The 26,006-nt window shown below is 59.5% G+C and carries 24 protein-coding genes and 1 tRNA gene; 10 read left to right on the forward strand and 15 right to left on the reverse strand.

Annotated elements, in window-relative coordinates; all coding sequences use genetic code 11:
• Positions 1 to 2: 2 nt before the first annotated feature.
• The 8 genes from AB1E42_RS00640 to AB1E42_RS00675 form a co-directional block, all read right to left on the reverse strand.
• Entirely contained in the window at positions 3 to 995 is a 993-nt protein-coding gene (locus tag AB1E42_RS00640; RefSeq protein WP_368345076.1) for a levansucrase, read from the reverse strand.
• Positions 996 to 1,002: 7 nt separating this feature from the next.
• A complete protein-coding gene (locus AB1E42_RS00645) occupies positions 1,003 to 1,878 on the reverse strand; it encodes a carbohydrate ABC transporter permease (RefSeq protein WP_368345077.1) in 876 nt (291 codons plus the stop codon).
• Positions 1,878 to 3,038, reverse strand: a complete 1,161-nt coding sequence (locus tag AB1E42_RS00650) for a carbohydrate ABC transporter permease (protein ID WP_368345078.1) — start codon at positions 3,036 to 3,038, stop codon at positions 1,878 to 1,880. Before AB1E42_RS00650 ends, AB1E42_RS00645 begins: the two co-directional genes overlap by 1 nt.
• Positions 3,039 to 4,298 carry an extracellular solute-binding protein gene (locus tag AB1E42_RS00655; protein WP_368345079.1) on the reverse strand — a complete coding sequence of 420 codons (1,260 nt, stop codon included), beginning with the start codon at positions 4,296 to 4,298 and terminating at the stop codon, positions 3,039 to 3,041.
• The gene (locus AB1E42_RS00660) at positions 4,295 to 5,383 is read right to left on the reverse strand and encodes a LacI family DNA-binding transcriptional regulator (protein WP_368345080.1); all 1,089 of its coding nucleotides are present in this window, start codon (positions 5,381 to 5,383) and stop codon (positions 4,295 to 4,297) included. The genes AB1E42_RS00655 and AB1E42_RS00660 overlap by 4 nt, the downstream gene beginning before the upstream one ends.
• A 462-nt stretch (positions 5,384 to 5,845) precedes the next feature.
• A complete protein-coding gene (locus AB1E42_RS00665) occupies positions 5,846 to 6,700 on the reverse strand; it encodes an alpha/beta fold hydrolase (RefSeq protein ID WP_368345081.1) in 855 nt (284 codons plus the stop codon).
• Between the two features lie 68 nt (positions 6,701 to 6,768).
• A complete protein-coding gene (locus AB1E42_RS00670; protein ID WP_368345082.1) occupies positions 6,769 to 9,012 on the reverse strand; it encodes a molybdopterin cofactor-binding domain-containing protein in 2,244 nt (747 codons plus the stop codon).
• 3 nt (positions 9,013 to 9,015) lie between these two features.
• Entirely contained in the window at positions 9,016 to 9,474 is a 459-nt protein-coding gene (locus AB1E42_RS00675; protein ID WP_368345083.1) for a (2Fe-2S)-binding protein, read from the reverse strand.
• 184 nt (positions 9,475 to 9,658) lie between these two features.
• On the opposite strand from AB1E42_RS00675, the gene AB1E42_RS00680 reads away from it, so the two are divergent.
• Positions 9,659 to 10,678, forward strand: a complete 1,020-nt coding sequence (locus AB1E42_RS00680; protein WP_368345084.1) for a helix-turn-helix domain-containing protein — start codon at positions 9,659 to 9,661, stop codon at positions 10,676 to 10,678.
• Positions 10,679 to 10,956: 278 nt separating this feature from the next.
• On the opposite strand, the gene AB1E42_RS00685 is transcribed toward AB1E42_RS00680, so the two are convergent.
• The 4 genes from AB1E42_RS00685 to AB1E42_RS00700 all read right to left on the reverse strand — a co-directional run bounded on the left by AB1E42_RS00685 (position 10,957) and on the right by AB1E42_RS00700 (position 14,580).
• Positions 10,957 to 11,032, reverse strand: a tRNA-Thr gene (locus AB1E42_RS00685).
• 43 nt (positions 11,033 to 11,075) lie between these two features.
• Positions 11,076 to 12,527 (reverse strand): heme biosynthesis protein HemY, encoded by a 1,452-nt coding sequence (locus AB1E42_RS00690; protein WP_368345085.1) that lies wholly within the window; start codon positions 12,525 to 12,527, stop codon positions 11,076 to 11,078.
• Between the two features lie 7 nt (positions 12,528 to 12,534).
• A complete protein-coding gene (locus tag AB1E42_RS00695; protein ID WP_368345086.1) occupies positions 12,535 to 13,797 on the reverse strand; it encodes a COG4223 family protein in 1,263 nt (420 codons plus the stop codon).
• A gap of 84 nt (positions 13,798 to 13,881) precedes the next feature.
• Positions 13,882 to 14,580: a uroporphyrinogen-III synthase gene (locus AB1E42_RS00700; protein ID WP_368345087.1), complete on the reverse strand. Its 699-nt coding sequence runs from the start codon at positions 14,578 to 14,580 to the stop codon at positions 13,882 to 13,884.
• A 78-nt stretch (positions 14,581 to 14,658) separates the two neighbouring features.
• Between AB1E42_RS00700 and tsaD the strand changes: the two genes are divergently transcribed.
• The 5 genes from tsaD to AB1E42_RS00725 are packed head-to-tail and all read left to right on the forward strand — an operon-like array spanning position 14,659 to position 17,859.
• Positions 14,659 to 15,753, forward strand: a complete 1,095-nt coding sequence (gene tsaD, locus AB1E42_RS00705; protein WP_368346338.1) for a tRNA (adenosine(37)-N6)-threonylcarbamoyltransferase complex transferase subunit TsaD — start codon at positions 14,659 to 14,661, stop codon at positions 15,751 to 15,753.
• Positions 15,750 to 16,715, forward strand: coding sequence for an NAD(P)H-dependent glycerol-3-phosphate dehydrogenase (locus AB1E42_RS00710; RefSeq protein WP_368345088.1), 966 nt, complete (start codon positions 15,750 to 15,752; stop codon positions 16,713 to 16,715). The genes tsaD and AB1E42_RS00710 overlap by 4 nt, the downstream gene beginning before the upstream one ends.
• Before the next feature lie 2 nt (positions 16,716 to 16,717).
• Entirely contained in the window at positions 16,718 to 16,990 is a 273-nt protein-coding gene (locus AB1E42_RS00715) for a YciI family protein (protein ID WP_368345089.1), read from the forward strand.
• Positions 16,990 to 17,409, forward strand: a complete 420-nt coding sequence (locus AB1E42_RS00720; RefSeq protein WP_368345090.1) for an EVE domain-containing protein — start codon at positions 16,990 to 16,992, stop codon at positions 17,407 to 17,409. Before AB1E42_RS00715 ends, AB1E42_RS00720 begins: the two co-directional genes overlap by 1 nt.
• Before the next feature lie 54 nt (positions 17,410 to 17,463).
• Entirely contained in the window at positions 17,464 to 17,859 is a 396-nt protein-coding gene (locus tag AB1E42_RS00725) for a DUF1761 domain-containing protein (protein WP_368345091.1), read from the forward strand.
• A 217-nt stretch (positions 17,860 to 18,076) separates the two neighbouring features.
• On the opposite strand, the gene ahcY is transcribed toward AB1E42_RS00725, so the two are convergent.
• Positions 18,077 to 19,465 carry an adenosylhomocysteinase gene (gene ahcY / locus AB1E42_RS00730; RefSeq protein ID WP_368345092.1) on the reverse strand — a complete coding sequence of 463 codons (1,389 nt, stop codon included), beginning with the start codon at positions 19,463 to 19,465 and terminating at the stop codon, positions 18,077 to 18,079.
• 108 nt (positions 19,466 to 19,573) lie between these two features.
• Between ahcY and AB1E42_RS00735 the strand changes: the two genes are divergently transcribed.
• Both AB1E42_RS00735 and AB1E42_RS00740 read left to right on the forward strand, forming a co-directional pair.
• Positions 19,574 to 20,167, forward strand: coding sequence for a YfbR-like 5'-deoxynucleotidase (locus AB1E42_RS00735; RefSeq protein WP_368345093.1), 594 nt, complete (start codon positions 19,574 to 19,576; stop codon positions 20,165 to 20,167).
• Positions 20,168 to 20,264: 97 nt separating this feature from the next.
• On the forward strand, positions 20,265 to 21,683 hold the full coding sequence (locus AB1E42_RS00740; protein WP_368345094.1) for a hypothetical protein: 1,419 nt from the start codon (positions 20,265 to 20,267) through the stop codon (positions 21,681 to 21,683).
• A gap of 61 nt (positions 21,684 to 21,744) precedes the next feature.
• On the opposite strand, the gene AB1E42_RS00745 is transcribed toward AB1E42_RS00740, so the two are convergent.
• Together AB1E42_RS00745 and AB1E42_RS00750 are read right to left on the reverse strand one after the other, a co-directional pair.
• The gene (locus AB1E42_RS00745) at positions 21,745 to 22,293 is read right to left on the reverse strand and encodes an ActR/PrrA/RegA family redox response regulator transcription factor (protein ID WP_368345095.1); all 549 of its coding nucleotides are present in this window, start codon (positions 22,291 to 22,293) and stop codon (positions 21,745 to 21,747) included.
• A 61-nt stretch (positions 22,294 to 22,354) separates the two neighbouring features.
• Positions 22,355 to 22,972: an SCO family protein gene (locus AB1E42_RS00750; RefSeq protein WP_368345096.1), complete on the reverse strand. Its 618-nt coding sequence runs from the start codon at positions 22,970 to 22,972 to the stop codon at positions 22,355 to 22,357.
• 79 nt (positions 22,973 to 23,051) lie between these two features.
• Between AB1E42_RS00750 and regB the strand changes: the two genes are divergently transcribed.
• Both regB and AB1E42_RS00760 read left to right on the forward strand, forming a co-directional pair.
• Positions 23,052 to 24,425, forward strand: coding sequence for a sensor histidine kinase RegB (gene regB, locus AB1E42_RS00755; RefSeq protein WP_368345097.1), 1,374 nt, complete (start codon positions 23,052 to 23,054; stop codon positions 24,423 to 24,425).
• 65 nt (positions 24,426 to 24,490) lie between these two features.
• A complete protein-coding gene (locus AB1E42_RS00760; RefSeq protein ID WP_368345098.1) occupies positions 24,491 to 25,975 on the forward strand; it encodes a PAS domain-containing protein in 1,485 nt (494 codons plus the stop codon).
• Positions 25,976 to 26,006: the final 31 nt, after the last annotated feature.

Raw genomic sequence — 26,006 nt, forward strand, 5'->3', positions numbered from 1 at the left:
GATTATTCCGCAGCCTTCTCTTGCTTGCGGACGGTAAGAAGCCCGTCCGCATCGCTCTCGACCAGTTCCGGATCCATGATCTGGCCAACAAATTGCGCCTTGCCGCGATCCTCGAACCCTAAGATGAACATCGCGCCATCATGCTCGATGATGCGCGCCGCATACCGACGGCAGGGCATATCACCATCGAGAAACGCACCCGGGGCGATCTGCCACGGGCCGCGCGGATCATCCGCGATGAGGTAATGCGTGCCTGTTACCGCCGGCCCCGGATGCGACGCGGCGTATCCGGCCGACCAATGCATCGCGTCATTGCAAAACAGGCAATACCAGCGGCCGTTCCGCTCGAATACTTGCGGGACTTCCAACTGTCCGAACCCGCCCACAAAGACAGGCGGCTGCAATTCCCATGTGATCAGGTCATCCGAAGTCGCAAAACCGACGGCTCCGCCCTCGTTCGGATCTGCCACACCGGGTACGCGGGCGGTGAAATACATCAGCCAGCCATCGCCGTTGGGGTCACGCATCACCCAAGGATCACGCATCGCCCGATCATGCCAGAAGCCGACCTGATGCTCCGCTTCATAGTGCTGCGCAGCCGGTCCTACGAGATCGAGGCACAGCCCGTCGCCCACGCGCTCCCAGTTGTGCATATCGGTCGAGGTGGCATGACCCACACGCTGGTAGAGCGCATTCTCGGCTGCCGAGGTGCCAGTATAGAACAGGTGCCAAAGCCCGTCATCATCGCGGACGACTGAGCCGGTCCACGTCGTCTTGTCATCCCATGCAGGCCCAGTGGACGGCGCGAATGTCGTTCCAAGGTGCTCCCAGTTGACCAGATCATGACTGACCGCATGGCCCTGCGTCACGTTCATGTGCCGTGCATCGGGGTCGCCAAGGGATTTGTCAGCCTGCAAAAAGTAGCCATGCCACTTTTCTCCGTCATGGGCGTACCAGCTGTCCCAGATCCATTTCTTTTCGAGTGCGATGACCATTTTGTTTTTATCCTTTCACACCTGTCGAGGCGATGGAGGCGATAAACGCGCGTTGGAGGAAGAGGTAGAAAACCAGAACCGGAACCGTAATCATGCTCAGGTAGGCCATGATTTCACCCCAAGCGGTGTTCAACTGGAAGAAATACTGAAGCCCCACAAGCACCGGACGGTAGCCTTCCTCCTGCACCACCATCAGCGGCCAGAGGTATTGGTTGTACATCACGAGGAACTTCAGGATGGCAGCGGTGGCGATGATCGGCCCCGAAAGCGGCATCAGCACTTTCGCGTACACGGTCCACCAGCTCGCGCCTTCGACCCGTGCTGCCTCAATGAGGTCTTTCGGCAGATCACGGAAATACTGCACGAAGAGGAAGATCGTCAGCCCATCCGCTACGAAAGGGATGATCTGTACGCGGTAGCTGTTCAGCCAGCCGATTTCGAAGCCTTCCATGCCGACCCAAGGCAATTTGGACGCCATCAGCAAGAGCGGCACGGCGATTGTCTCAAAGGGCACCGTCAAGGTTGCCAGAATAGCCGACAGCACGAACGCCTTCCCGCGCCAGTCCAAAATCGCGATGGAGAATCCGGCCAGTGAGCAGAGAAACAGCGACAGGATCACCGTTGTCCCCGTCACCAAAAGACTGTTCATCACGAACAAGCCGACCGGCGCCCGCTTGAAGGCCATCACATAATTATCAAAGCTGATATCCCCGACCGGCAGGAACGCCCGCAAGCTGCCGCTATCGACGAGCAGCTGTTGGCTCGGCTTAAGCGAGGACATCAACATAAAGATCAGCGGAAAGATAAACAGCGCCGCGATCAGGGTCAGGACAAGGTAGCGGACAGCGAGCCGCAGACGATGATTGTCAGCTTGGATGGCCATTATGAACGCTCCCGCGTCAGGTATCTTTGGATCAACGAAATACTGAGGACGATGAGGAACAGCAGCACCGAAATCGCGGAACCACCCGAGATGTCCTGTTTTCCGTAACCGCGCTCAATGGCCTGAAAGACGATTGTCTGCGTACTATCGAGCGGGCCGCCGTTGGTCATGACATCGACCTGCGCGAACAGCCCGAAGGCCTGCATGGTGATCACGATAAGGATCAGCACCGCCGTGTTCCGCAAACCTGGCCACGTCACATAGCGGAAGGTTTGCCATTTGCTGGAGCCTTCTAGCTCGGCCGCCTCATAGAGCGTCGGGCTGATGGTCTGCAAACCCGACAACCAGATCACCATATGGAAGCCCACCGCCTGCCAGATCGACATGCCGATAATCGCTCCCAGCGCTGTCGAGGTCTGGCCCACCCAATCTACCGGCTCTATCGCACCGAACGAGATCGCGCCCAGCAGGTTATTCAGGAGGCCATTGTTGCCGTCGTAGATCAGCCGCCAAAGGAAGGCGACGACGACAATCGAAATCACCACCGGCATGAAGTAGATCGCGCGGTAGATGTTGATCCCCCGCAGCCGCTGATTGATCAGCAGGGCCAGTAACAGGGCAAGCCCCGCCTGTAGCGGCGCCACGATGATCACAAAGGTGAAGGTATTCTTCAGCGCCCGCATGAAGACAACGTCTTTGGCGAGAATGACCCGCTTTAGTTCGTCATTTGGGCCGGTTTGCCAGCTGAACCATTCACGCATTCCCTGAATTTTGGGGTAATCGGGGTTGTTACGGGTGAAATTCCGCAGCCGTGGATATGCGATTTCGCCATCATCGTCGCGCAGCGCTGCGCCGTTTTCATCGCGCTCCGGCTCCAGAAGGATCGTGCCAACACTCAGCAGTTGGGTGTAGTTCGATAGCCCGACGAACTGCGTCGGATTGGGTGAAATCAGCCGTTGATTGGTCAGGCTGAACCAGATCGCAAAGAAGAAGGGCAGGATAATGAACGCGACCATCAAGCCGAAACCCGGAAGGGCAAACCCCCAGCCGGCGCCGTTGGATCGTGTGAGGCTTTTTTCACGTTGCATTATCGTGACTTTCTCGTCCGTTTGCGGAAGGTCGGACCCCGGCACAGCGCCGGAGCCCGATGGGAAGATCATTTAGTTGCCGTAGCCACCGTTCTTTTCGATGTCTGCGTCGATCTCGTCTACGGCAGCGTCAAGCGTATCCGCTACATCCGCACCGTTCGAAATATCGGCCAATGCCTTTTCGAAGACCTTCGCCACCACTGCGTAGCCTGCTGTCACAGGGCGCACCAGTGCCTGCCCTTCGGAGAGCGCGAAGAAGTCAGCCATCGGGCCACCGTCCTGATAGTACTTGCTCATCGCCGCAGCGGAAGCCGTCGCGGGGATAAGGCCGATGCCGTCAGAGAAAGCTGCCAGATACTTGTCTTGGGTCGCGAACTTGATGAACGCAGCAGCGCCTTCCGGATGCTCGGAAGCGGTGGTCACGCCAAACTGCCAAGATGCTGCGCCGATTTTCGGGCCATTGCCGAAATCAGGCGCCGGCAGGAATACCGTGTCATCAAAGGCTTCAAGCGCGGCGAGTGCGGCCCAGTTGCCGTTCCAGCTGAACGCATATTTGCCTTCGTTGAAGCCGGTATCGCGGTCAGCACCGTCCTGAGAGGTACCTGGTGCATAGCCACCTTCGAAGAGGGACTGCCACCACTCACCAAAGGCAAGCGCTTCGTCGCCATTCAGGGCGCCTTCTGCGGTCAGGTAGGTCGAGCGGTCGATCATGTCGCCGCCGAACGATTGCAGGAACGGCGAGAATGCATAGGGGTACCACTCACCCGTCCATGCCATGCCCGGGTCGAATGCGAAGTCGAAATCTCCGGAAGCTTTGGCTGCGTCGAGGGCCGCCATGAACTCATCTTGCGACCATGGGTTGTCGAGTGTCGGCTTACGCAGGCCCAGATCGTCCAGATAGGACTGACGGGTCACAAGCGCGACAGCCGCATCCCACAGGCCGATCGAGTAGAGCGTATCGTTCCAGATACCTTTGGTGCCGGGAAGGAAATCCGCGAACTCTGCTTCGTCAATCGGCAGCGGCGCGATGTAGCCGGCCCATGCCCAACCCGGCATGACCGGGCCGTCGACGTCGATTATGTCCGGCAGGTTACCCGCCAGCGCAGCTGCCTGAACCGCGTCGTTGTAAGCACCCTGCGGGAAGCTTTCGAGCGCGATCGTGTAGTCAGACTGGCTCTCGTTGAAGTCGGCAATGATCTGGTTGAGGATTGCGCTCTCAACTTCGTTGCCAGCGCCGTGATACCACATTGACAGCTCGGTCTGCGCGATAGCAGATCCGGCCAGCGCCGTGGATGCCAGCAATACGCCGGCGGTGAGTGTAAGATGTTTCATGAAGTGGTCCTCCCGTTTGACTGAAACATGGTTACGTTGGTGGAAAAGAAATCCGTGACCGACGACCGCCAATGCACGGGGCCGTCGATAAGCTCTGGGTTGGGCGTGTCGCTGGCTTGCCCGTCGATGAGCGCCAACAGGCGTTCGGCAGCGCGTGCGCCCATCTCGGCATAGGGCAGATCAACCGTCGTCAGAGGCGGAAACAGGCCGCCCGCGATCAGCTCGTAATTATCGAAGCCCGCGATAGAAATTTCACCGGGGATATCGACCCCCTTGGCGCGGAGGATGCCATAAACCCGCATCGCCAGCTTGTCGTTTCCGCAGCAGATCACCGTCGGCTTATCTTCAAGCGCAAGTAGCCGGTCGAGCGCCTCTCTCAGTTGGCCAACGAGGCGCGGGTCTTCATCGTGTAGCACATGGTCCAAAAGTGCTTCGTCATAGGGAATGCCCGCCTCAGCAAGCGCATCCCTGTAGCCGTCATGGCGCAGCTGCATTGCAACGAGCTGCTGCGGCAGTTGGATGAAAGCGATCCGGCTGTGACCGGCCTTGATGAGCCGTGCAATCAAGTCGCGCTGGCCCTTGCGGTCATTCGGCAAGATGCTCGGCCGCCCCGTGGCGTCAAAGCAGTTGGCCAGAACAATCGGCAGATCCTCGGAAATTTCCGGCAGCTCGACCTCTTTATGATGGTCGGCCACATAGATCACGCCCTCGGCGCGATGCTCCTGAAAGGTGCGGAGCAAATGCGGAATTGTGTCCACATCGCCCATCGTATCGGAAATCATCAGCGTTTTCTTATGGGCGGCCATGATCCGCTGGATACCCTGAACGATAAACAGGTCCGGCAGGCCCGCAGGCTCTGGCGTATCGCTGGAGCGCGAGATTGCGCCCGTCACCAGACCGATAATTCCGGATTTATTGGATCGCATCATTCTAGCCGCGCTTGAGGGCACATAGCCCAACTCGGTCATCGCCTTCTCGACGGCGGCCCGCGTCTTCGCGCCGACAGGCGCATCCCCGTTCAGAACGCGCGACACCGTCTTTGGCGAAACACCAGCGATTTTGGCAACATCGTAGATCGTGGCCATCCAATTTCCTCCCATGCATTTACGATGCGGCCACCCTAGTAACCCTCATCGCAAATGTCATGACACCGATATCATGACATCGGTGTCATGACATCGGTGTCTAAATGTTAAGCCCGATTCGTGTCAAGTGTTCGCGCTAACAATTCTCATGGAGCGATCTGTTTTGGGGGTCACTTGGCCCAAGCATATCAACGAACGTTGGTGATCTTGGTTTCTTTGGCCTTAAGTCAATGCTCACTAGCGGCCCATTGCTGCCGCTTGCAATCGAATCGGGGGTCGCGCCGTCGATCGCCGGACCAGTCGTTGATGCATCATCAAAAATTTGGAGTGGTAGGTTCGCAGGGAGCAGGACAAGGCATAAAGGAAGTCCGCCCGCGACGGCAAAAACGGTGCGCTGGCGCGTTGCGGCCAGCCGAGCGACTCCAGTGCCTTCAACGACTTTTCGATTCAGAGACAAGAGACTTACTTGGTCGCGTTATCGAGCGCCTCTACCCCGTCAATAAAGCTCAGAACCTTATTGAGATAATCGGAATGATTGTCCTCCCAAGCATAGTGCGCCGCACCGGCAATGAGGGCGAAACGGCTGTTCGGCAGAAGATCGGCCAGCCGCTGCGAATTGGTTTCGGATACAAACGTATCGAATTCACCGTTCAAAACCTGCACCGGGGCCTCGATCCGGGGGACGTCGCGCGCAAGCGCCGGTGTCTCCGTCGGGTAACTGCCCAGAAACCCGACTTGCCCACGCAGCTTGGCGAAGCTTGTAGACCCGGCAAGATAGTCCGCTTTTGCCTCTTGTGACGGTTTGTTGAGACGATACCCGACACTATTTGCGGCGGCGCAGTAGATGCGTCCACCGATGGCACCACCGGCAGACAGCGTCGCCCATTGCGCAAAGCGCCAGTACACCAGCGCCCGAAAGAGAAACGCCCCTTCGACATTTCCGACCGCACCAGCATCGCCAACGGTGGCCGATTTGATCCGGCCGGGGTTATCAGCCATGAACCGCATCAGCGTAGGAGTGCCAATATCAGGCCCCACTGCGTGCGGGTGCGATAGCCCGAAATGATCTAGGATCTTGCCAAGGAACACTGCGTGCTGACTGACTGTCGTCACATGCCGTGCTGAATCGGAACCGCCGTGGTTGGGCAGGTCCACCGCCACCACGTCAAAGCGCTGTGAGAGCTGGTCCCACCAATTTCGGTAGGTCAGAACGCTCATCGGTTGTGGTGAGGTCAGCAACAGTTGTGGCTTGCCCGCATTCCGGCTGGCTGCAAAGCGGATCTTGATCCCGTCTATGATTGTGCTCTCGAACTTCATGTGCCTTGTTCCTCAGCCAATTGTTTTATGGATGCCGTCGGTTTCCGCGGCCGACGTCTTTGCAGGGTTCATGCGAAATCCACTGACTTGTTGAATGGCATCTCACGCAGACGCTGACCTGTCGCGGCAAAAATGGCATCAGCCAGCGCCGGGGCCGCTGGGGCCGTTGCGGGTTCACCCAATCCTCGGACCCGCTCGGCGCGCTGCAACAGCGATGTATGGAACCGCGGCGTTTGGTGCAGACGCATCCCTTCAAACGCATGAAAATTGGTCTGTTGAATGGCGTGATCCTCGTAGGTGAGTTCACAATTCATAGCGTGGCCAAGCCCGAAGATTGCTGCGCCTGTTAGTTGCGCCTCGGCGTTGACGGGGTCGAAGACGGTGCCGCAATCGGCGGCGATCCAGACTTCGTCGATGCGGATGCCACGATCGGTCATGGTCACGTCGATGACCTCGGCCACTGGCACACCATGGGTATGGGCAAAGGCTATGCCGCGTCCCCGCCCTGGCCCGATATCAGTACCTGACCAGTTCGACATCTCTCCCACCGCCTCTAGCACACGACGGCTATCGGGGTCGGAAATCAGGTTCAGGCGTTCCTCAAGCGGGTCAGCACCAGCGGCATAAATCAGTTCAGACAAAAAGCTTTCGTGAAAGAAGCTGTTCGAGCAGGCCCCGGGCGAACGCCACGAACCAACCGGCATCATCGGCGGCGCGGCGTAGCCGGTCACGCGGTAGTTGGGAATGGCGTAGGGCTGGTCGAAGGCACCCCAGACCAGCATCGTGTCAGGACCTGGCGGCACGACAAAGATGCGCCCGAACCAAGATGAGACAAGCGAGGGGCTTACGGTGTCTAGGTCATAAGCAAGGACGCGACCATTCCTGACGGTACCCCGCCCAACGGCCATGTGCAGGGGGCGGGGGAAGTCATGGGTCATGTCCTCCTCGCGGCTCCATGTCGTCTTGATGGGTGTGCCGGGCATTGTGGCGGCGATCTGGATCGCCTGCACAGCATAATCGTGGTCGAGCCTGCGGCCGAAACTGCCGCCAGCGGGCATGGCGTGGACGATGACCCGTGACGGATCGACGCCGGTTAGCTCCACTGCCGCATCACGCACCACAGCGGGAATTTGCGTCGCGGTCCAGATCTGCACTCTGTCCGCCTCGACCAAGACCGTGGCGCTGAGGGGTTCCAATGCGGCATGAGCCAGGAACGGCGAACGGTATTCGGCCTCGATCACGGTTGCACCTGCGAGAGCTGCCTCGACATCGCCGTCGTCGCGCAATCGGCTGTTGCGAAATTCATCCGCGCGGGCCTCCACAAGGGCCTGCCACATTTCGGCGGAACTGGCGGGATAATCGGGGGGCAACCACTCGACCTCTAGCGCCTCTGCCGCCTGAAAGGCAAGCCAGGTATTGTCGGCGATCACCGCCAGCCCCTCGTTCACTTCGACCACCGACCGCACGCCCTGCATCGCCAGCGTGGCATCTGCGTTATAGCCCGCCATCGCCCCGCCGCGCCCGGGGTTGGCGCGCACGGTTGCGTGCAGCATCCCGGGCAGCACCACATCGATGCCATAGTCTTGCGTTCCAGTTGATTTCGCGTGGATATCAAGCCTCTGCGAGGGCTTGCCCAAGCGCGTCCACTCGGAGGCAGGGCGGAGTGCCGCATCAGTAACAGGATCGATGGTCGCGGCCTCAGCTGCTAACTCGGTATAGGGAATGCGGGTGCTGTCAGGCAGTACGACATGGCCATCCTCGGTCCGGAGATCAGCATGAGCGACGCCCGTGCGCGCCGTCGCGGCGGCCTTGAGGGTTTCGCGGGCGGTCGCACCGGCGAGGCGCAATGTCTCGTGCAGGTCGGCGACAGACGATGATCCACCTGTGAACTGCGAACTGGTCAGCCTTGCGACCTGACCCATTAGCTCGCGGACTGTGCGGGGAACGACCCCTTGATCCCACGCCGCGAAGGGCAGGCTTTCTGCCGCAACAACAGAGTTGAAATAGGCTTGATGCGGCTGGCCGGGGTCAAGCGTGACAGTGGCCGGATCGATGTCGAGTTCCTCTGCGATCAGCGTGGCTTGTGTAGAGGCGATGCCTTGACCCACATCCGCGCGCGGCACAATCAATGTAATGCCGCGTGGCGTGATCTTGACGAAAGGTGTCAGCGCGGCGTCTCCCTCAGCCAACCCGTCAAGCAGGGGGTTTGGCGTCGGGCGGGATACGACATAGGCCCCAAAGGCGACCCCGCCGAGAATAGCGGCGGACCCGAGAAGGAAACCGCGACGAGCTATAGTTCTAACGCGCCCCATAGCTCACACCTCCCGCATCGTGACGGCGGCAGCGTGGACGGCAGCGCGGATACGGGGGTAGGTCCCACAACGGCACAGATTCCCCGACATCGCGGCGTCGATATCGTCATCGGTCGGCTGTGGGTTGCGGGCCAGAAGGTCTGCCGCCTGCATCATCTGGCCGGACTGGCAATAGCCACACTGCGCCACCTGATGATCAATCCAAGCAGCCTGGATGGCATGCAAAGCGTCGGGCGTGCCCAGCCCCTCGATCGTTGTGATCTCGCCCCAGACGTCAGCCAACGCCACCTGGCAGGACCGCACCGCCTCACCGCCGATATGGACGGTGCAGGCGCCGCATTGGGCAATGCCGCAGCCGTATTTCACGCTGGTGATGTTCAGGCCATCCCGTAACGCCCAGAGCAGTGGCATATCATCTGGCAGGTCAACCTTGTGGCTGGTGCCGTTTATCGTAAGGTCCATTGCGTTCTCCGGTCGGCTGGTGGATGGGGATTGCATTTCAATGGCCCCAAACTAGGCTCGTCGGCGCAACCCAGCGATATGCATATGTGGTCAGACGCATGCAAATCAGGTCAGACGGCATTCAAAGGCTGGCCCCGCCCATCCATCCGTGGCACTTATTCAAGAACTTCGAGAGTTCGGGCGCATGGATCATTCACAAAACTATTCCCTCTTCATGGCGACAGAAGTGGCGTGCCGTATCCTTGGTGTTGATCCACAGGTGATGCTAGAGACCGCTGGCCTTGGCGACCTTACGCCTGGCAGGGCCGAAGCGCGCGTGACGGCGCAACAGTTTTTCAATTGCTGGAACACGATGGAGGTGCTGTCGCCGCGACCCGATTTTGTACCTTATCTGGGCGTTGCGATTTCACGCGGGCCTGTCATACCCGCGTTCTTCACGCTCTCCTGCGCGCCTGATATGGAAACCGGCTTTAGACGTTTGGCGCAGTTCAAGTCCTTGCTGGGTCCGACTGTCATGCGGGTGTTCTGGGATGGCGATTTGCTGCGGCTGGAATTCGAAAGTGTCGATCCTCGCGCGACCATGCCCCCAAGCCTTGGCGCCTTGCAACTTGTGGTCGCAATCGAGAATATTCGCGGGGCGACGGCCCATCTGGTGTGCCCGGTTTCAGCGGGCTTCGATGGATCCGAAGAGGAACGGCACATGATCGCCGGGCATCTGGGCATCATGCCGGAGCGGTCACAGGCAACCTATGTGGCGTTTGCGCCCGAGGATGCCAAGCGCCTGTTTATTTCAGAGAACGCTGCCCTTTGGGCTGATGTTGAAGCCGACCTAAAGCTGCAGCTGGCCGGCCAGAACGACCGCCTTCCTGTCGCCGATCGAGTGCGGGGGGCTTTGGTTGATCTGATGCCCGCAGGACGCACAGGGGCCGAGGATGTGGGCCTCGCCCTTGGGATCAGCCGCAGCACGTTGCAGCGCCGCCTCAACGAAGAAGGCACATCATACCAAGCGGTGCTGGACGCCACACGGCGCGACCTGGCGATCCGGTATCTCGCCAAGACCAGCCTGAGCGCCGCCGAGATTGCAAGTGTCCTCGCCTATCGCGATGCCAACAGCTTTTCGAGAAGCTTCCGCAGGTGGACGGGACAAGCGCCCTTTGCCTTTCGCGAGAGGCTGACGCAAATGACCCAAAAGGCTGATACATAACCTTCAATATTGCTTGCGGGCTATGATCATGCGCTTACACAAGTTTCGGCAGAGGCGAGCTGGAGGTTTACCGTGGCCATTCCGCCCAAACGGAAGCCGGTGCTGCGCGGCTACTCTTCCAGTCACCCTCACCACAGGCAAGAGGAATCGACCATCCACACGCGACGATTACCGCACAAAAAATGACAAAGTGGTCCCAAAAGCAGTCCCGAAAATGGTCCCACAAATAGACCAAACCCCAGATTACGTTGATAATTATCAGAAAATCTGGGAAGAACTGGTGCCGCTGAAGGGACTCGAACCCCCGACCCCATCATTACGAATGACGTGCTCTACCAGCTGAGCTACAGCGGCTTCCGGCGTGGCTCTTAGCACCCTCATTGCGGGCAGAAAAGAGCTATTTTTCGGGTTCTGCTTCGATAACTTCGCTGTCGATGGGGGCGTCGGTTGCGGTGGGGTCGTCCGGCTCTTGGGTGGAGCCGATGATCAGGGGAAGCATCTCGGCGCCGGTGGGGGTGGCGAGAGGGCTGCGGGGGGCTTGCTTCCATGCTAGCGTATCGAGGCCGCCGCAATTCTCACAAGTCGGCGCCCAATCGGCATGGATGTGCTGGCAGCTTTCGCAGATCCATTGCGGGCCGTGGGGCGCAGTGACGGCTTTCGCAAGGAAGCCGCGCACGGCGGCATCGTCGGCGCCTGTGCCGCGCTCTATGGCAGCCATAAGGGTCAGGCTGCGGGTGGTTGGGTCGCTCTCGGCCAGATCACCAAGCGCACGGCGAGCGGCGGGGAAATCCTCGGCCGCGAGGTTCAGCTCGGCCAGCAGCATGCGTGTTTCAGGGTGAACGGGCTGCTGCTTGGTAAGTGCGGTGAAGCGCTTGAGTCGTTCCTGCGGGGTTTCTTCGGGCGCGATGCGGGCGAAGGCCGCGGCGAGGTCAGGGTGCGGCTGGGCGGCCCATGCCTTTGCCAGCAGACGCGCGGCGTTCTTGGGTTTGCCGTTCTCGATATAGGCTTGGGCTGCAAGAACGGCGGCGGGCACCAGATCGGGGGATTGTTTGTTGGCGGCGATGGCGGCTTCGCGGGCTTCGATGGTGGCGCCCTCGGCAAAGACCTCCTGCGCCTCGGACAAAGCGAGGATGGCATCGCGGCGTTTGTGGACATCCTTTGGCAGATGGCCACTGCGCTGCTTGGCGGTAAGGGTTGCGCGCGCGCCTTTCCAATCGCCCTGCCCTGCTTGCAGTTGCAAGAGAATGTCCTGCGTCTCGGCGTGGCGGGGCTTTAGCGCGAAAGCTTTTTCGGCCAGCTTCAGGGCGGTATCGGTATCGCCGTCGGCGAGGCGCTGCTTGAGAATGCCGAGGACGCCGACAAAGCGGGTTTTGTCGTCTTGCAAGAGGCGTTTGTAGGTTTCCTCGGCCTTTTTGCGGTCGCCAGCCATTTCGGCGGCTTGGGCGGTAAGGATGGTGGTCAGTTCGGGGCGGTCAAGGAAGCGCTCGGCCTTCGCTGCTTTTGCAAGTGCCAGATGCCCCTCACCCGAGGCCAGCGCCATCATCCCTTCCGACAGAGCCTGATAGCCACGCCGCTCGCGGTTGCGGGTGAAGTAGCGGGAAATGGCGGTTTCATCACCGTTGAGGAAATGCAGCACCGCCATCAGAAGGCCCAGAAGCTTGAGCCCGATCCAGACGAGAACGGCCAGCGCCAGAAGGACAAACGCAAGCTCAAGAAGGCTCAGCGGAACCTCTACGCCACCGAAGGTCAGGAGCGCCTGCCCCGGCATATCGGAGAGCATGACAGCGCCATAGGTCAGCGCGGTGACGATGGCGACAAATGCGAGAATACGGATCAGGGACCAGAGCATGGGCGCCTCAAAGCTCGTTCAGGGAAAGGGAGAGATCGTTAACAGCACCAACCGCGTTCTGTCGGGCTTCGGCGCGGGCTATCCAGCCGGTCATTTCCGCCCAAGCGCTGGGCGGCAGGAGGGCCAGCTCGGCTAAAGTGTCGGTGAGGCGGCCCGCTTGCAGGGCGGCCTCGGCACGGGAGAGCACAGCATCGGCATCGGCTCCTTCTCGCGGTGCAACGGAGCGGACATCGAACTGCGACTTGAGGAAGCCGATAAAACTGTTTTCATCCTCACCGGAATCGCCAGCGCGGCGGGATGCGGCCAGCGCGGCGCGCGCAACATCTGGGAAGCTTTCCTGTAGCGCAGAAAGAGGCGCGACGCCGCGATTTGCGGGCGTGGTGAGCGCTTCGGGCAAGGGGGCGCCAAGCGCATCTTGGAGATCAGCCAAAACGCTGGCGTAGCCGGTGCCGGCATCAATCGCGGCCTGAACGCGGGCCAGCGCGGCGCGGCCTGCGGCGTTTTGTGCGCGGCGCGTGGTATCTTCTTCAATCGCGGCGGCTTCGGCGCGGGTTTCTTCGAGCCGGCCTGAGACTTCATCCGCCAAGGCTTCCATTCCGGCGCGTTGCTCAGCGATCTGGGTGCGCAGGGCGGCGATTTCTTCGTCGTAGGCGGCCTGCGCAGCCTCTGAGATGCTGCCATCCGCGTTCGGCCGGCGCTCGAGCGTGGCAAGGCGGGTATCAATGGCGGAGAGTTCACTTTCAACGCGCTCTTCGAGGGTAGAAAGGCGCGCCATGAAATCCACGTTCGCAGCGGCAATGGAGCCGGGGATGTCCGTCTGTTCCTGCTCCGCCTGAACGCGGGTGAGGGCCGCTTCAAGATCAGCAATGCGGGTCATAACTGCGCTCTGTTCGCCGGTCGTCGACTCGCTGAAAGATTGGAAACGCTGTTCGAGCAAGTAGTAAGCACCTGCCACGCCGATCGCCGCTGAAACGATACCGGCGAGGATTAGGGGTGCCGCAGAGCTTCCTTGCTGTGGTGCTTGATTGCGAAACGAGCTCTCTGGCTCTGGCTCTGGCTCTGGCTCTGGCTCTGGCTCTGGCTCTGGCTCTGGAACGGCCTCGTCGATCACTTCAGCATCTTCAACGGTGTCTTCGTCTTCGGATTTTGCCGAATCGTCTGCGTCCGGCTCTTCTCCGATGTCCGCTTGATGAGTGGTTTCGTCACGAATTTCCTCTGCATCCGAGTGCTGTGCGTCGGTTGCGGGTGTGTCCGAGGTCTTTTTTGCCACGTTTGGTCATCCTTGATGCGAAGATCGGAGCGGAACTTCTCTCAGCGTAGCCCTGATCGCGGGGGGCCTCAACCAATCTGGGCACTATTCGGCCGATTGCAAAATGCGACAGGTTGACCGGAGCATGGCCGCTGCGTCTGGCGTCTCGGCGACGGTGAGGCTGGCAAGCGGTAGCGCGGCAAGGGGGGCTGCCGCCGCTTGGCTGATGGCGACCGCGTGAAGTGGGGCGGCGAAGGGCGAGCGCTGGGCGAAAAGTGCTGCCGTTCGGGGCGAAAACAAGGGAACAACGACGGGTTTGTCACCGTCAAGGGCCTCTCGCGCCTCGGGCGAGAGCAGCAGGGCGGCTTGGTCATAAATCGCGCGGCTTTCGACCTGAAAGCCTGCACTTTGCAGCCGCGCGGCAATGTCGCCGGTGACATGGCGCCCGTGCAGGTGCCACAGCGGGCTGGGCGGCTCTTCCGCGCGGATCAGTTCGACGAGGGCATCGGCATCACCATCGGCGCCGCGCGTGTGCATCCCAGCCGCACCTGCGGCGGACGCCGTGGCCTCACCAACGCACCATGCGGTGCGGCCTCTGGCGTGATCCTCGGGTGTGAGCGCGGCAACGGCATTGGCAGAGGTGAGGATCACATCCCCAACCCCCAGCGGCGCATGCGGCAGCGGGACGATCTCAAACAGTGGCGAAATGATCGCGGAAACATTTGCGCCAGTCACGGCCTCGATCTGCGCCAGAAACCGGAGCGAGGCTGGGGTGGGCCGTGTCAGAACGAGAGTGGCGGGCACGGAGGCTCCCTCATGCAGCATTGTTCGAGCGTCAAACGAGTGTTACCTGCAATGGAAACCTGTGCAAGCCGAGCCATGATGAACCGCGCCATGACGATACTTGGAATCGAGAGCAGCTGCGACGATACAGCTGCGGCCGTTGTGCGTGGAACGGTCGGCGCAGCGGAGGTGCTTTCATCTGAGGTGGTTGAGCAGGCAGACCTCCATGCGGCCTATGGCGGCGTGGTGCCGGAGATTGCCGCCCGTGCCCATGCAGAGAAGCTCGATATCTGTGTAGAACAGGCTCTAAATAAGGCGAATTGCAGCTTTTCGGATATTGACGCCATTGCCGTTACGGCTGGGCCAGGGCTGATCGGCGGCGTGCTTTCAGGGGTGATGTGCGCCAAGGGATTGGCGGCTGCAACGGGGAGGCCGCTTGTTGGGGTCAACCACCTTGCAGGGCATGCGTTGACACCACGGCTGACGGATGGATGCGCATTCCCGTATCTGATGCTTTTGGTGAGCGGTGGGCATTGCCAGTTTTTGTTGGTCAGAGGGCCGGAGAGCTTTAGCCGGCTGGGCGGCACGATCGACGATGCCCCAGGCGAAGCGTTCGACAAGACTGCGCGGCTTTTGGGCTTGCCGCAACCGGGTGGGCCGCATGTGGAGCGGGCCGCGAGGGATGGCGACGCGCCGCGCTTCCCGCTGCCAAGGCCGCTCTTGGACCGTGACGACTGTAATATGAGTTTTTCGGGTCTAAAAACGGCAATTCTGCGTGCGCGGGATGCGGTGATTGCAGAAAAAGGCGGGCTGACCGAGCAGGATCGCGCGGATCTGGCGGCGGCGTTTCAAGCGGCTGTGCGTGATATCTTCGTGGAAAAGACGCGACGTGCGATAGCGCTCTACCTCGCAGAGGCGCCAGCGGTGCCAGTTTTGGCGATTGCGGGCGGCGTGGCTGCGAACCAATCGGTGCGAATTGCCCTCGAAACGCTCTGCGCGGAGAACGGCGTGCGCTTTCTTGCGCCACCGATGGCACTCTGCACCGACAACGCGGCGATGATCGCCTATGCTGGGTTGGAACGGTTCGCGGCAGGACAGGTGGACGACATGAGCCTTTCCGCCCGTCCGCGCTGGCCGTTGGACAATGCGAGCCCGAGCCTGATCGGCTCAGGTAAGAAGGGGGCCAAGGCATGAGCGGGATCGGGGTGATCGGTGCTGGGGCGTTTGGGACGGCGCTTGCCATTGCGCAGGCGCGGGCCGGACGTGCAGTCACGCTATGGGGGCGGGATCGTGTGGCGATGGAGGCGGCTGCAAGAATCCGAAAGTTGCCGCGCCTGCCTGATGTGATGCTGCCGGATGAAATCACGATTACCTCTGATTTAGAGACTGTTTTTGAACATGACATCCTGCTGTTAGCGATCCCTGCGCAACAATTGCGCGGGTTTGTCCGTGCGCATGCCGATGCGTTACGCGGCAAGGCGTTGGTGACCTGCTGTAAGGGGATTGATCTGGAAACGGGGATCGGCCCGGTCCAAACCGTGGAGCGTGTCTTGCCGGAGGCGCAGGTTGCGATCCTGACGGGGCCAAGCTTTGCCGGTGATATCGCGCGCGGGCTGCCGACGGCGCTGACGCTCGCCTGCCGTGACGGTGAGGCGCTCAAGTGGCTGCAAGACGCCCTCTCCACGCCCTATTTGCGGCTCTATCGCACGGAAGATGTGATCGGCGCGGAGCTTGGCGGCGCGTTGAAAAACGTGATCGCGATTGCTTGCGGGGCCTGCATCGGCGCGGGCTTCGGGGAAAGTGCGCGGGCATCACTGATGACGCGGGGCTTTGCCGAGATGAACCGGCTCGCCGCGCATTTGGGTGCAGAGCGCGATACGCTTTCGGGGCTGTCGGGGCTGGGTGATCTGGCGCTGACGTGTATGTCCGCCCAGTCGCGGAACTTCCGGCTCGGCCACGCGATCGGATCGGGCGAAGGCTTTGACCCGAGCGTGACAGTGGAAGGGGCGGCGACGGCAAAAGCAGTCTCTAATTTGGGCAAAAAGGAGGGTTTAGACCTTCCGATAACCTCTGCCGTTGCGCGACTGGTGCAAGGTGAAATTGATGTCTCAACTGCGCTGCGTGAATTGCTCGCGCGGCCACTGAAGGAGGAATGAGTATGCGTGTAATACTGATGGCGAAGGACAAAGAAGGCGCGCTGGATATTCGCAAGGCGAACCGCGATGCACATTTGGCCTATCTGAAAGAAACCGGCGTCGTTGAACAAGCCGGACCGCTGTTGAACGAGGCGGGCGAGATGGCCGGTTCGCTGCTGGTAATGGATTTCGCTGACCTCGATGCAGCGAAGGTATGGGCAGAGAATGACCCCTATGCAAAGGCCGGTTTGTTCGCGGAAGTTCATATTTCTGCATGGAATCGGGTGATCGGTTAATGGCGTATTGGCTTTTCAAATCCGAGCCGTCGACCTGGGGATGGGACGATCAGGTCGCCAATGGCGATGCAGGTGAGGAATGGGACGGCGTCCGCAATTACCAAGCGCGGAACTTCATGCGGGAGATGAAGATCGGGGATCGCGGCTTTTTCTACCACTCGCAAAAGGAGCGGGCTGTTGTCGGGATTGTCGAGGTGATCGCGGAGGCGCATCCTGACAGCAAAACCGACGATCCGCGCTGGGAGTGCGTCGATATAATGGCCGTAAGACCCTTTTTAGAGCCTGTTTCACTTGATCAGATCAAGGCTGATCCGCGGCTGGAAGACATGGTGTTGGTGAAGAATTCGCGGCTGTCGGTCCAACCCGTGACAGAGGCCGAATGGCAGGTGATCTGCGGACTGGGTAAGACAAAACCGTAGGCAAGCGGCGGGAAATGGGGCTACGATTCCTCCATAATAGGGAGGGAAAGTCACATGGAACTGATCAGTGTTTTGGTTGCAGCGGCGGCATCTTGGGTGCTGGGCGCTGTTTATTACATGGCCTTATCGAAGCAATGGCTGGAGGTTTCCGGCATTCCGCGCGATGCGGAGGGCAAGATCGAAGGAGGCGGCAGCCCTCTGCCGTTTATCCTGTCAGCGATTGCCATGATTCTGGTGGCGGGGATGATGCGCCATATCTTCGCCGGCGCAGGCATTGATACCGTTGGCAAAGGGGTGCTCGCGGGGCTGGGCGTCGGTGCGTTTTTCATTACGCCATGGACGATGATCAACAACGCCTATGGCTTTCGCCCGTTTAAGCTGACGGTCATCGACAGCGGGTATTCGATCCTTGGTTGTGGGCTGATTGGCGGCGTGCTGAACCTATTTTAAGAGAAGAATAAAGAGGTCCGGCGGGACGCGGTGCCGGACCTCTTCCCCCGCGTGCTCCCAATCCACCACACGCGAAATCTGATACCGAACCGTTCTGGCCGTGACTTTAGGATGGCAAATGCTGCCGGAATCCGCAAAGGAAAAGCCCTGAAAATTTGACTAAACCAAAGAAAAACGCCGCCCCGAGAGGCGGCGTTTGTGCCATAAATTCAGGCTTTTAGTAGCGGTAATGCTCGGGCTTGAACGGACCTTCGACGGTGACGCCGATGTAGTCAGCCTGATCTTTACGCAGCTCGGTGAGTTTGACGCCGATGCGCTTGAGGTGCAGGCGGGCGACCTTCTCGTCGAGATGCTTGGGCAAGATGTAGACCTGATTGTCGTAATTCTCGCCCTTGGTCCATAGTTCGATCTGCGCCAGCACCTGATTGGTGAAGGAGGCAGACATCACGAAGGACGGATGGCCCGTTGCATTGCCGAGGTTAAGCAGGCGGCCCTCGGAGAGTAGGATCAAGCGGTTACCGGAGGGCATCTCGATCATATCGACCTGATCTTTGATGTTGGTCCACTTGTGGTTCCGCAGAGCGGCGACCTGAATTTCGTTATCGAAATGGCCGATGTTGCCGACGATCGCCATGTCCTTCATCTCGCGCATATGCTCGATGCGGATCACGTCCTTGTTGCCGGTGGTGGTGATGAAGATGTCTGCGGTGGGCAGTTCGTCTTCCAGCAACGTGACCTCGAAGCCATCCATCGCGGCCTGAAGGGCGCAAATCGGGTCTACTTCGGTGACTTTGACACGCGCACCTGCGCCGCGCAGCGAGGCGGCGGAGCCTTTGCCCACGTCGCCATAGCCACAAACGACGGCGACCTTGCCGGCCATCATGGTGTCAGTGGCGCGGCGGATGCCATCGACGAGCGACTCCTTGCAGCCATACTTGTTGTCGAATTTCGACTTGGTGACGGAGTCGTTCACGTTGATTGCAGGGAAAGGCAGCTGGCCTTTCTTGTGCAGGTCGTAGAGACGATGCACGCCGGTGGTGGTTTCTTCGGAGACGCCCTTGATGGCTTCCTTGGTCTTGGTGAACCAACCCGGGCTTGCCTTCATGCGCTTGTAGATCTGCGCTTTGATGACTTCTTCTTCCTCGGACTGGGGAACGGGGATGATTTCTTCGCCCGCTTCGGCGCGGGCACCGAGGAGAACGTAAAGCGTCGCATCACCGCCATCGTCGAGGATCATGTTGGCCCCTTCAGGGAACATGAAGGATTTGTCGAGGTAGTCCCAGTGCTCTTCAAGGCTCTGGCCCTTGATCGCAAAGACGGGGATGCCAGCCTTGGCAATCGCGGCGGCTGCATGGTCTTGGGTCGAGAAGATGTTGCACGACGCCCAGCGCACGTCCGCACCAAGAGCAACCAGCGTCTCGATCAGCACGGCGGTCTGAATGGTCATATGCAGCGAGCCAACAATGCGCGCGCCTTTGAGCGGCTGGCTCGCGCCATATTCCTCGCGCAGAGCCATCAGACCCGGCATTTCGGTTTCAGCGATATCAAGCTCTTTGCGGCCGTAGTCCGCAAGGGCGATGTCCTTGATGATGTAATCCTGCGGCATGTGCCGATCTCCTGAATCTCTGTTTGGCGGTGCAGATAGCACCGAGGGGGCATCTCGACAACGGCGGGGGGGCCAGTTTAGGTTGCCGCTTCGATAAGCGGGGTAAAAATGAAACAACAACGCGCATGGCAAAGGATGCTATCGGGGCGGCGGCTGGACTTGCTCGACCCTACGCCAATGGATGTCGAGATTGAGGACATCGCGCATGGTTTGGCATTCGTCGCGCGGTGGAACGGGCAAACCAAGGGTGATTTTGCTTACTCCGTGGCGGAGCATTCGCTGCTCGTTGAGGAGATCTTCGGGCGGCTATACCCGAAAGCACCAATGAAATGGCGGCTGGCTGCGCTGCTGCATGATGCGCCGGAATATGTCATCGGAGACATGATCTCGCCGGTGAAGGCAGCGGTTGGTAGCGGCTATGGCGAGCTGGACGCACGGCTGACGGCGGCGATCCACATCCGGTTTGGTCTGCCAGCGCAGCTGCCTGCCACAGTGAAAAAACAGATCAAGAAGGCGGACAAGATCAGCGCGTGGTTGGAAGCCACGCAAATTGCCGGGTTTTCGGTGCCTGAGGCCAACAAATTTTTCGGCAGGATCGACGAACAATTGGCTGAGACGCTGCAAATCCGGCTACGGCCACCAGTCGAGGTGCGGGCGGAATACACCGCGCGACACCTCCAATTAATTGCAGGAATCGACTGATCCACAAAGACTCTCTGTCAATTCAGGATCATGTCATAGAACTGTTATCTCCTTTGGGTACCACCCTTGCGATGTTTGACCGCAAAGGATGACCGATATGAAAAAGAGACTAATCAAGGGTGTTTTCGCGCTTTCGCTTTCCTCGCTGGTAGGAACCGTGGCGCTCGCAGACGCGCCAATCCTTGTTACCAACACCAATGACTCCGGCGCAGGATCACTGCGCGCGGCCGTTGAACAAGCCAACGCCCACAATGGCGGCCAGATTGCCGTTGTCGCAGTTGGTGACATCGAAATTGGTGACTCCTTGGCCTATAGCGGCACTGGGCCGCTCACAATTCTGGGCAACGGCCAAACAATCATGACCAAGCAGAACGTGACGCTGTTCGCTGCGACCCAAGGGGCCGATTTGACAATCAGCAACCTGTCTTTCGAAGGGCCGGGCGGCTTTGATATTGAAAACCGTGGTGATCTGGATGGTGATGCAGGCAAAGGGATCTTTGTCGATGTGCGTGACGATCAAATGGGCGTTGTGAGCCTAACATTGGATAAAGTGACCGTTTCCGGCGTCGCAAACCACGGCGTTCACGTCTCGGACTGCTCTCTCGCTGATGATTGTGGTGGCGGCAGCGGCGGCGCAGGCGAAGGGTCGCTTGCCTCTATCGCTGTTCACCTGACAGACGTAACCATCGAAGACGCTGCATATGGAAAGTTCGACGCCGATGGTCTGCGCGTTGACGAGCGCTCCGAAGGTGACATTCGCTTCACGGCAATCCGCAGCACCTTCGCGCGTGTTGGCGCTGATGGCGTCGAGCTGGACGAGGGGCAGAGCGGTGATGTTATCGCGCGGATCGCTGACAGCATGTTCATCGACAATGGTGGCTACTGTGATCCTGCGATCGTTGGGGCGTTCATGCCTGAGGTCGAAGAGGCAGAATTCGAGGAAGGAAGCGTGCAGGAAGCGGCTATTCCTGGTGCGGTGAGCGGTACGCCAGATAACACCTGCATTGAACGTACGGTTGATTTTTATGATGACGGGTCCGTTGAGGCTTATGAATTTGCAATCGACCTCGACGACGGCATCGACATTGACGAAGCCGGTGACGGAAGCCTCTACAGCGTGATGATCAACACCCTGATCGCCGGAAACCTCGACGAAGGCGTGGATTACGATGAGGAAGGTAACGGAGATATCGTTGCCCATTACGTCAACAGCCGCGCACGCAACAACACGGACGATGGCTTCAAGCACTCGGAAGAGGATGCGGGCAGCGTTGGCGGCCTGATGATCGATAGCAGCGCGCGCTATAATGGTGGTAAGGGCGTTGTCTTCGAAGAAGAGGGCGAGGGCGATCTGTCTGTTACGGCTTCTGGCCTTAAGACTGGCAACAATGACGACAGCGACGGCACCGGCCTTGAGCTTGTGCAAGAAGATGAAGGCGCTGGCGAAGCCACGGTAACAGCTTCAGAACTGCCTGACGGAACGGATTTGGACGGTGTCGAACTGACACTGAACTAAGCAATTTTTAGCAGGTGTGTGCGCTCCGCCAAGGCGGGGCGCATTATTTTTGGATCAAACTCTAACGCGGGCTGCGCTTTGCAAGAATACGCTGCAATGTGCGACGGTGCATGTTGAGGCGGCGGGCGGTTTCGCTGACGTTGCGATCACACAGCTCGTAGACCCGTTGAATATGCTCCCACCGCACACGATCGGCGCTCATCGGGTTTTCGGGGGGCGGGGGAAGTTCATCACCCGTTGCGAGCAGGGCATTAACGATGTCATTGGCATCTGCCGGCTTGGAGAGGTAATCCGTCGCGCCGATTTTCACAGCCGCAACTGCCGTGGCGATAGCACCGTAGCCAGTGAGCACGACGATGCGGCTGTCTTCGCGTTTTTCGCGGAGCACTTCGACCACATCAAGGCCGTTGCCATCCTCCAGCCGAAGATCAACGACTGCATAAGCTGGCGGGCGGGCGGTGGAAATGGCCTTTCCTGCCGCAACAGAGCCTGCTGTCTCGACCTCGAACCCGCGCTTTTCCATCGCTTTGGCCAAGCGGCGCAAGAACGCCTCGTCGTCATCAACGATCAACAGTGATGGGTCGTCGCCAAGGTCGAGCGTGTCTGCCATTCCAGTTTTCCCCTTGTTGCTAGGTAAGAGGTAGCGGCAGGGGGGTGGTTGGTCAATTCAATCACAAAGCGTTGATGAAGCAGGATGTCCGCGCAGCCACATTTTCGGGCGTTGCGTCACGCCGGAAGAAATCGACGACGCCAAACTCGGGTAGGGTCAAATAGGTGAAGGTCATGTGATCGACGAGGTAGAACTCGGGGTCTTCGTCATCGTGAATCGTATAGACAGTGCGGTACTCTTTTGCGGCGGCAGCGACTTGTTCAGGCGAACCGCTGAGGCCGACCATGCGGGGGTGCATGAAATCAGTGAACTCGGCCAGCCGCTCGGGCGTGTCGCGCTTGGGGTCAACGGAGATGAACACGGGCGAAACGATATGGCCTTGTTCTTCAAGGATTTCTGTCGCGATCGCGTTGCGGCTCACGTCTGTAGGACACACGTCAGGGCAGAAGGTGTAGCCGAAGTAGATCAAGGTCGGGCCGGAAATCACCTCTGTATCCGTTACCGTTGCGCCTGTTTCATCGACGAGAGTGAACGGACCACCTATAGCGCCGCCAGCGACCTGACTGCCGGAGCATGCCTCGAATTGGCGGGCAGGTTCGTTGATCACAGTCCAGAGATAGGTACCGCCGACGCCGAGCGTAACGATGGCCGCTGCTGAGATCGCAACAAACTTTCTCATCTTTGATCCTTTCGGGCGCATTGATCCCCTGACCTGCGGGACATAACAATTATCCTGCTTGTCGCAAGAGGAGACGGCCATGGCAGTATCCGAGATGGAAGTGTTTCAGGACCCGGGCCGCAGCAATTGGGTCAGGCTGCGTACACTTGTCATCCTGCGTTGGGTGGCCATTGCCGGACAAATCGCCGCGGTGATCGTGGCGGTGCGGTGGTTTGACCTGCGTTTAGAGACAGGCTTCGTCTCGATGACCATCGGGGCGTCTGTACTGGCAAATTTGTTCTCGACGTTTCTGTTCGAGGAAAACCGGCGGCTGAACGAGCGTGAAGCGCTGCTGATCCTGCTCTTCGACCTATTGCAGTTGGGGCTGCTGCTCTACCTCACAGGCGGATTGAACAACCCGTTCGCGCTGCTGATCCTTGCGCCGGTGACGATTGCGGCGACCTTCCTGCAAATGCGCAGCACCTTAGTGATGGGGTTGGTCGCTGTTGGAATTGTCGGGCTATTGGCGGGCAATCACATCGCGCTGGAAACCATGAGCGGGGAGGTTTTGAGCCTGCAGCCGGTCTTTCTCTTTGGTTTTTGGAGCGCTTTGACCATCGGCATCGTTTTCCTGTCGCTTTATGCAAGGCAAGTCACGGTTGAGATGCACAATATGGGAGACGCGCTGCTCGCAACCCAGATGGCGCTCGCCCGTGAGCAAAAGCTGACCGACCTCGGCGGGGTTGTGGCCGCTGCAGCGCATGAGCTGGGAACGCCACTGGCCACGATCAAACTGGTCAGCTCGGAACTGAAAACTGAATTGGACGACAGGCCGGAGCTGAAGGAAGATGTCGCGCTGATCAACGAACAAGCCGACCGCTGCCGAGACATCCTGCGTTCTATGGGGCGCAGCGGGAAGGACGATCTGCACATGCGACGCGCCCCGCTGGAAACGGTTCTGCGTGAAGCGGCCGAGCCGCATAGCGAGCGCGGCAAAAACGTTGAAATCATCATATCTGAAGACACTGATCAGCCGCAAAGGCAGCCGATTGTGGAGCGGCGGCCTGAAGTGATCCACGGATTGCGCAACCTGATCCAGAACGCAGTCGATTTTGCCAACACCAAGGTAATTATCGAGGCGGCGTGGAACAGTGATAAAATCAGGTTGAGGATTGCTGATGACGGGCCGGGATATCCGGCATCCGTTATCGGGCGGATCGGGACACCATTCGTCCGGCGGCGAAATGCGCAGGACGACACCGCCAAGCGGCCAGAATATGAGGGCATGGGCTTGGGCTTGTTCATCTCTAAAACGCTTCTCGAACGGTCCGGCGCGGTTTTGACGTTCTCCAACGGAGGCGGAAAGATTGCCGGGCAAGGAAAGGCAGGCGCGCTTGTGGTAGTGGAATGGGATCGCGATAAGATCGACCCGCCTGCGAGCGGCGGCTTAGGGGAGAATATCCCAATCACCTGAACGCGATTCACCGAGCGTTAACCTTAAGGCACAAGTGTGAGGGCAGAATCCATCGTGAGTCTGCCATGCCAGAACTGAATGACTGGGCGCTTGTTGCAAGCAATTTGGTGATCGTGCTGCTGATCGGCGGCGCAATCCTCCGGCATGCGCGCAAGGACAAAGCGGTTTCGGCGCGACCTGACGGGGGCATCACGTTCATCTTCGATGGCAGCACGCTGGTCGAGCAAAGTGAAGCCGCGCGGGCCTTGCTGCCCCAATTGTCGTCCGGTGAGTCAGATTGGCAGCGGTTCCTGGGAGCTTTTTCGAAAAACTTTCCACATTTGGAGGAGCGGCTCGGCCGTGTTGGCGGCAAAGGCTACCTTGCGATTGAGTCGTCAGATGGATCAGGTGATCGGATTGAGGCACATTATTGGTCCGGACTTGTACGCATCGAAATTCAGAAAGCCGCGCAGCCGCCAAGGCAAGAAGGTACGACACTGAACACGGCGACGAGCACGGCTGCGGATCTCTCGACGGACCCAATGTGGGCGGAAGATGACGACCGGCAAATCACATGGGCCAATCGCGCCTATCTGGCGCTTGCAGACAGGCACAGCCCTCCCCAAAGGATCGCCCCCTGGCCGCCCGCGCGCATTTTTGATTGCGAGGAAGGTGAAGTGTCTATTGCCGCCGGCCGTGGCGAAAATGGCGCGCGATATCGGATCTCCGTGGCTGCAATCACTGGCGGCGCCGTCTGCGTAGCACATGACATCACCGAAATTACCAGTGCAGGCCGCAACAAAACAGCGATGATCAACGCCTTCGGGTCGGCCTTTTCGACCCTATCGACAGGCCTTGCGCTGTTTGGTCCCGACAAAACCCTTTGCAGCTTCAACCCTGCATTGACCGAAGTATTGGGCCTGAAGCCAGAGTTGTTGGCCCATTCACCGACGATCGAAGGCTTTCTGGGCCTGCTGCGCGATGAAGCGATCCTGCCGGAACCGGCAAATTATAGCGCTTGGCGGCAAACAGTCGTTGCTGTGGAGGCAGGCGCGGAGGAGGGATCTTATAACGAGGACTGGACCTTACCCGACAGACGAACCGTGCGGGTCAGCGGTCGCCCGCAAGCCAGCGGTAGCTGCGCGCTGCTGTTCGAGGATATCTCGCCGCAACTGGCTGCGGCACGAACAACGCGCCGCTTCAATCTGATCTGGAAGGATGCGCTGGAGCAAAGCGAAACGCCGCTGTTAGTATTGGCGGAGTCTGGCAAGGTCCTTGGGGCGAATGCTGCCTATTGTGCCTTGTGGGGCGTTACGCCATCAGAATGCGAAAGCTATGACGGGCAAAGGCTGATCTGGGGGCAGAAAACGCTTTCTCGTAAGGCCATCGACGCACTTCCCTCTAGGCTGCCAACTGCGCCGCAAAACCTCGCGCTCACCGCACCAGACGGGGCGGCCACCCTACTGACCATCCGGAAAATATCTGGCGGCGCGACGGTAATTTCCTTCACCGCTGCGGAGAATTCGACAACCACGCAGGATGGGGAGAAAACACACAAGGTCAGCGCCTAGATCCGCGCTTTCTACTTGCGGCGGTGGCGGG

It is taken from the genome of Pelagovum sp. HNIBRBA483 (assembly GCF_040931995.1).
Taxonomy (GTDB): domain Bacteria; phylum Pseudomonadota; class Alphaproteobacteria; order Rhodobacterales; family Rhodobacteraceae; genus JAEPMR01.